This is a genomic window from Acinetobacter sp. A47 (genome assembly GCF_000805455.1).
In the GTDB taxonomy this organism is placed as follows: Bacteria; Pseudomonadota; Gammaproteobacteria; order Pseudomonadales; family Moraxellaceae; genus Acinetobacter.
In genome coordinates this window covers 188,907-195,414 of the sequence record NZ_JSUS01000009.1, presented here as the reverse complement: position 1 = coordinate 195,414, position 6,508 = coordinate 188,907, and the positions used below count along the sequence as shown (strand labels likewise).

The following is a 6,508-nucleotide window of genomic DNA, read 5'->3' as shown; positions in this document are numbered from 1 at the left end:
CAGATTTATATGCACAAATAGGTGCTTATGAATACAACCCGGAAAACCTGCAACGAGGCAAGGGCTTTAACTTAAGTACAGATGGTTCACGTGGGGCGATTATCCCGGCGGAACTGGTCTGGACACCAAAGCTCGGGGCGTCTTCTTTACCGGGAGAATACCGTTTTGGCTACTATTACAGTACCGCCGATGCGGCAGAAATCGCCAATCCTGCCAAGACAGGCCACAAACAGGGTGGCTGGTTTACCGTGAAGCAACAGTTAACCCGTCATGATGGCCAGTCTGACCGTGGATTAACCGGTTTTATGAATGTAACGGTGCATGACTCGAAGACCAATGCAGTCAAGGACATGCAAAATGTTGGCCTGATCTATAAAGGTCTGCTAGACCAGCGTCCTCAAGACGAGCTTGCGTTAGGTGTTGCACGTATACATGCCAATGATGAAAACAATGGCTTGCTGGATGAAGAATACAACACCGAATTGTATTACGGTATTCATGCGACCAACTGGTTGACGATCCGTCCAAACATTCAATATGTCCATCATGTAGGTGCCTTTAAAAATGGCGATAAAACCTGGGTGGGCGGGATTAAGTTCCAAACCATTTTCTAATTTCAATACTCGAGCAGTCTGCAGGACCGTTTCTATCAGGAGCTGTCACTGCAAGGCACTTATTGTAATTTGAATTCGACCATTAAGAGATTTCTGATCTTCTTGATGGAACTAAAATACAAAAGATGCAAGGTGATCTTATGAATCAATCTGCTTCAAGATCTGGGCTAAGAACATTGACGGTGATCATTATCGCCCTCATTGCGTTGTTCTTGCTCATTGGCGGTATCTGGCTTGCTGCAATTGGCGGGTCTTTTTACTATGTGATTGCAGGTGTGCTGCTGCTGATTGTAGCGGTACAACTTTATAAACGTGCATCTGGTCCGTTATGGATCTATGCTGCACTGATGCTGGGTAGCGTGATCTGGGGTGTCTGGGAAGTTGGAACCGACTTCTGGGCACTGGCACCACGTCTCGATATTCTGGGCATTTTAGGCTTATGGTTACTGGTACCTGCGGTAACCCGTGGTATTGATAACCTGGGTTCAAGCAAGGTGGCTTTATCTTCTACGCTGGCAATTGCAATTGTGGTGATGATCTACTCGATCTTCAACGATCCTCAGGAAATCAATGGGGTAATTCAGACTCCACAACCTGCACAGGCAAAAGCGGTGGATGGTATCGCACCAGAAGACTGGCCTGCGTATGGCCGTAGTCAGGCAGGTGAGCGTTATTCTCCGCTGACCCAGATCAATGACAAGAATGTCAAAGACCTGAAAGTAGCCTGGACATTCCGTACCGGTGATTTCAAGACCGAGAATGATTCGGGTGAAACGACCAATCAGGTAACACCGATCAAGATTGGCAACAACATGTTTATGTGTACGCCACATCAACAGTTGATCTCGATTGATCCGGCGACCGGTAAGGAAAAATGGCGTTTTGACCCTAAACTCAAAACCGATAAAACCTTCCAGCACTTAACTTGCCGTGGTGTGATGTACTACGATGCAGCCAATACCACCGAGTTTGCGACCAGTTTGCAGGCGAAAAAGTCGAGCTCTACAGAGTGTCCGCGTAAGGTATTTGTTCCGGTCAATGATGGCCGACTGGTTGCCGTCAATGCAGATACTGGTAAGGCATGTTCAGACTTCGGTCAAAATGGTGAGGTCAACTTGCAAGAGTTCATGCCGTATGCATACCCAGGTGGTTATAACCCGACCTCACCGGGAATTGTCTCTGGTACGACTGTGGTTATTGCCGGTTCCGTGACAGATAACCATTCAAATAAAGAACCATCTGGTGTTATTCGTGGTTATGACGTAAATACCGGTAAATTGTTATGGGTATTTGATACCGGCGCTGCCGATCCAAATGCAATGCCGGGTGAAGGAACGACTTTCGTTCATAACTCACCAAATGCCTGGGCACCTTTGGCCTATGATGCGAAACTGGATATTGTTTATGTACCAACTGGTGTAGGCACACCAGATATCTGGGGTGGCGACCGTACCGAGTTGAAAGAGCGTTATGCCAACTCCATGCTGGCGATCAATGCCACCACAGGTAAACTGGTATGGCACTTCCAGACCACCCATCATGACCTGTGGGATATGGACGTACCGTCACAACCTTCTCTGGCCGATATTCAGGATAAATCTGGTCAAACGGTTCCTGCGATTTATGTCCTGACCAAAACGGGTAATGCTTTTGTATTAGACCGTCGCAATGGTCAGCCAATTGTACCGATTACCGAGAAACCGGTTCCACAAACAGTGAAATGGGGCCCGCAAACCAAGGGCGAGTTCTACTCTAAAACCCAGCCATTCTCTGACTTTAACCTGGCACCAAAAGACAAGTTAACGGATAAGGACATGTGGGGTGCCACCATGCTTGACCAGTTAATGTGTCGTGTGAAGTTTAAGCGTCTGAACTATGATGGCATTTATACACCACCTTCTGAAAACGGGACCTTGGTATTCCCGGGCAACCTGGGTGTATTTGAGTGGGGCGGTATGTCAGTGAATGCTGACCGTCAGGTTGCGGTAATGAACCCGATTGGTCTGCCATTTGTGAGCCGTCTGATTCCGGCAGATCCAAACCGTGAACCTGTGGCGCGTGGTGCAGGTACAGAGCAGGGGATGCAGCCGATGTATGGTACCCCTTACGGTGTGGACATCAGCCCATTCTTGTCTCCATTTGGCCTACCATGTAAACAGCCTGGTTGGGGTTATGTCACCGGCGTGGACCTGAAAACCCATGAAGTTGTCTGGAAGAAACGTATTGGTACAATCCGCGACAGCTTGCCGCAACTGTTCCAGTTACCGCCAGTGAAAATTGGTGTACCAGGTCTGGGCGGTTCAATCTCGACTGCGGGTAATGTGATGTTTGTTGCTGCAACACAAGACAACTACATCCGTGCATTCAATGTTTCAAATGGTGAAAAGTTATGGGAAGCACGTTTACCGGCAGGTGGACAGGCAACACCGATGACGTATGAAGCCAATGGCAAACAGTATGTGGTGATTATGGCGGGTGGACATGGTTCATTCGGTACCAAAATGGGTGATTATCTAGTTGCCTATGCATTACCTTAAATTTCTCCCAACCTCCCTTTAAATGTAGGGGGGGAATCCCACTCTTTTATAAAGAGGGACTAAAGGAGATTTAAAGCCCAGATTTATCTGGGCTTTTTCTTTTTATGAGAAGCAGATAGGCTTATCAATAAAACCGTTATTAAATATGCAAAAAAAGCATTTTGTTGATGAATGAAAGCTCGCTATGCTAGTCGCCTTTATAATGAATGACTAGCCATACGCCATGTATTTATATACGGATTTCGATCAACAACTGATTAACCAACGTGTTGCTCAGTTTCGTGATCAGACAGAACGCTATTTAGCAGGAAAATTAACAGAAGACGAATATCGTCCATTACGATTGCAAAATGGTCTGTACGTGCAACGTTATGCGCCAATGCTCCGTATCGCTGTGCCGTATGGCTTGATGAATAGTAAACAGCTGAGAAAAATTGCTGCAATCGCGACAGAATATGACCGTGGTTATGCTCATGTGTCCACCCGTCAGAATATTCAGCTGAACTGGCCTGCATTAGAAAATGTGCCAGATATCCTTGCCGAACTGGCAACGGTGCAAATGCATGCTGTACAAACTTCGGGTAACTGTATCCGTAATACCACGACAGACCAGTTTGCCGGTGTGGTGGCTGGCGAGATTGCCGATCCACGTCCGACCTGTGAATTGATCCGTCAGTGGAGTACTTTCCATCCTGAGTTTGCTTTCTTGCCACGTAAGTTCAAGATTGCTGTTTCTGCCTTGCAAGAAAAAGACCGTGCAGCAACAGCATTTCATGATATTGGTGTCTATATCGTGCGTAATGAAGCAGGCGAGATAGGCTATAAAATCATGGTGGGCGGTGGTTTGGGACGTACCCCGATCATTGGCAGTGTCATCCGTGAGTTTTTACCACGCGAAGACCTGATTGCCTATCTTGAAGCAACTTTACGTGTATATAACTTGCATGGCCGTCGTGATAACAAATATAAGGCGCGTATCAAGATTCTGGTAAAAGCCTTGACACCAGAAGTGTTTGCGCAAAAAGTTGAAGCCGAATTTGAACACACGCGTGAAGCCTTAAAGATTCAACCGGAAATTCTGAAAAAAATGGATGAAGAATTTACGCCATTTGACTATCAGGATCTGGAAGATCAGGATTTCACCGCTTTATTTGCTGAATATCCGAAATTCAAGCAGTGGTTTAATGTCAATACCAATGCGCATAAGGTAAAAGGCTATCGTATTGTTACGATTTCCCTGAAACGTGCCGGGGTTGCACCGGGTGATGTCACTTCTGAAGAAATGAACCTGATTGCAGACTTGGCAGATAAGTACACCTTTGGTGAGTTCCGGACTACGCACGAACAAAATATTTCACTGGTAGATGTTCCACAGAAAGATTTGTTTGAGCTCTGGCAAACGCTTGAACAGCACAATATGGCGCGTGCGCACATCGGTTTCATTACCGATATCATCTGCTGCCCGGGTGGAGATTTCTGTTCATTGGCCAATGCCAAGTCGATTCCGATTTCAGAAGCCATCAGTCGCCGTTTTGAAGATCTGGATACAATCTATAATCTGGGCGAGCTGGATTTGAATATTTCGGGATGTATGAATGCGTGTGGTCATCACCATGTCGGGAACATCGGTATACTTGGTGTAGACAAGAAAGGCGCCGAGTTTTATCAAATTACCTTAGGCGGTCATGCCGACCACGATGCATCTTTAGGGGATATTTTAGGGCCTTCATTTGCAGCAGAGGCTGTGCCTGATGTAATTGAGGAAATCCTGAATACTTACCTCGACTTGCGTCAGGAAGGTGAGCGATTTATTGATACTTATCGCCGTGTTGGCATTCAACCTTTCAAGGAGCGTGCTTATGCTTAATACCTCGCTACAAGTGCTTTCTAAAGATGGCACGATTGCAGACAACACCTATCAGCTGATTGCCGAGGATGGCGTGCTTCCACAAGGGGATGTGGTACTGACAACTGCACAACTGGATCAATTGACACAGGTACAGGGCAAAAAGGCGTTATACCTTACGGTAAATGATTCACCAGAAACCCATCAGTTCCCGTTAAATGAACTCGATGCGATCTTTATTGAATTTGCCGGTTTCAATGATGGCCGTGGTTATTCATTTGCTGCCTTGTTACGTCGTCAAGGTTACCAAGGCGAGCTTCGCGCGGTTGGCGATATTTTCAAGGATGTTTTAAATTATTTAAAACGTTCCGGTTTTGATACATTTGTGGTGAAAGAAGGCAAGGATATTCATGAGGCTGCTGCCGGGCTTCAGGATTTTACCCACCCTTATCAAGCTTCAACGGCGGTGCCACAAGCCAGTTATCAAACAGGCGCTTAAGCAAACTGAAACTGGAAGCTGAACTACGGTTCAGCTTTTTTGTGGACAATCCACTGAATCTGTTGAAGAAACAAAAAATGCTGAGCTACTTGTCAAAAATCAATCCCGGTGTCATCTGGTTGCTCTGTGCCATTGCAACAGATGTGTTATCTACGTTTTATTCAGCCAAGGGGAATGGTCTGGTGCACAAACTGGATCAGGGCATTGCTTTGGTACTGTATCTGGTTTCCTTTACTTGTGCTGCGATTGCATTGAAATATATGCAGGCCGGGATTTTATACGTACTTTGGTCTGGGATCGGAGTAATTGCAACAGCGGCATTGGCAAAAGTTTTTTTGGGGCAGCATATTGATCTGGCGGGCTGGATTGGTATTGGGTTTATTACTGTCGGGCTAATGATCATTGCCCAGTATTCCAATATTGATGTGTAAGGGCCCATAAAAAAACAGCCGGTAGTTTTATGGGCAATGTTAAAAAATTATTCATCAAGCTGGCAGTTGATCATCCATTTGATCCCGAACTGATCGGTAAAGGCGCCATAAAGAGCACCCCAGAAAGTTTTTTCTAAAGGCATTTCGATTTGGCCATTCACAGACAAGGCATCAAATAATCGTTGGGCATCTTCGATCTCATCGGGATCAAGATTAATCGAGATATAATGATTATTGCCTTGGGTAAAGACACTATGCGGGGCACAGAACTGGTCATTGACATCTGAAGCCATCAGTACAGTGAATTCATTGATCGGTAATGATACATGCAGAATCAGATTCTTATCTGCTTCGGACAGGGTGATGCCTTCAGTTGGCGGCATATCGCCATAGCGGCTTAGCATGGCAAACTCTCCGCCAAATACGGATTTGTAAAAATTAAAAGCCTGTTCGGCTTGCCCTTTAAAATTTAAATAATGATTCAGTTGCATGAGGGACGTCCTGTTGTTTTTTTATATACAGGATAACTTATCGGGAATTTCTGTCGAGGTGGATTATTTTTTGTAATTCATAAAACTAAA

Annotated in this window: 6 protein-coding genes; 5 read left to right on the top strand and 1 reads right to left on the bottom strand. The window is 45.7% G+C overall.

Annotated features, from left to right (window positions below; all coding sequences use genetic code 11):
- From OC23_RS03795 to OC23_RS03775, 5 genes are all read left to right on the top strand, one after another.
- Positions 1 to 614 (top strand): carbohydrate porin (locus OC23_RS03795; protein WP_038342917.1); only part of this gene is annotated, 614 nt, incomplete at its 5' end.
- A gap of 140 nt (positions 615 to 754) precedes the next feature.
- Positions 755 to 3,151 (top strand): glucose/quinate/shikimate family membrane-bound PQQ-dependent dehydrogenase, encoded by a 2,397-nt coding sequence (locus OC23_RS03790; RefSeq protein WP_038342916.1) that lies wholly within the window; start codon positions 755 to 757, stop codon positions 3,149 to 3,151.
- A 223-nt stretch (positions 3,152 to 3,374) separates the two neighbouring features.
- On the top strand, positions 3,375 to 5,018 hold the full coding sequence (locus tag OC23_RS03785; RefSeq protein ID WP_038342915.1) for a nitrite/sulfite reductase: 1,644 nt from the start codon (positions 3,375 to 3,377) through the stop codon (positions 5,016 to 5,018).
- Positions 5,011 to 5,496: a DUF934 domain-containing protein gene (locus tag OC23_RS03780; protein WP_038342913.1), complete on the top strand. Its 486-nt coding sequence runs from the start codon at positions 5,011 to 5,013 to the stop codon at positions 5,494 to 5,496. Before OC23_RS03785 ends, OC23_RS03780 begins: the two co-directional genes overlap by 8 nt.
- Positions 5,497 to 5,573: 77 nt before the next feature.
- Positions 5,574 to 5,927 (top strand): DMT family transporter, encoded by a 354-nt coding sequence (locus tag OC23_RS03775; RefSeq protein ID WP_038342925.1) that lies wholly within the window; start codon positions 5,574 to 5,576, stop codon positions 5,925 to 5,927.
- A gap of 47 nt (positions 5,928 to 5,974) precedes the next feature.
- Here OC23_RS03775 and OC23_RS03770 read toward each other — a convergent pair whose 3' ends face one another.
- Complete coding sequence (locus OC23_RS03770; protein WP_038342912.1) at positions 5,975 to 6,418, bottom strand: VOC family protein; 444 nt, start codon at positions 6,416 to 6,418, stop codon at positions 5,975 to 5,977.
- Positions 6,419 to 6,508 lie beyond the last annotated feature (90 nt).

Bases quoted from the DNA above. Each gene is read 5' to 3' on its own strand.
- OC23_RS03790 (WP_038342916.1), top strand. From the start codon at position 755: ATGAATCAATCTGCTTCAAGATCTGGGCTAAGAACATTGACGGTGATC.
- OC23_RS03785 (WP_038342915.1), top strand. From the start codon at position 3,375: ATGTATTTATATACGGATTTCGATCAACAACTGATTAACCAACGTGTT.
- OC23_RS03780 (WP_038342913.1), top strand. From the start codon at position 5,011: ATGCTTAATACCTCGCTACAAGTGCTTTCTAAAGATGGCACGATTGCA.
- OC23_RS03775 (WP_038342925.1), top strand. From the start codon at position 5,574: ATGCTGAGCTACTTGTCAAAAATCAATCCCGGTGTCATCTGGTTGCTC.
- OC23_RS03770 (WP_038342912.1), bottom strand. From the start codon at position 6,418: ATGCAACTGAATCATTATTTAAATTTTAAAGGGCAAGCCGAACAGGCT.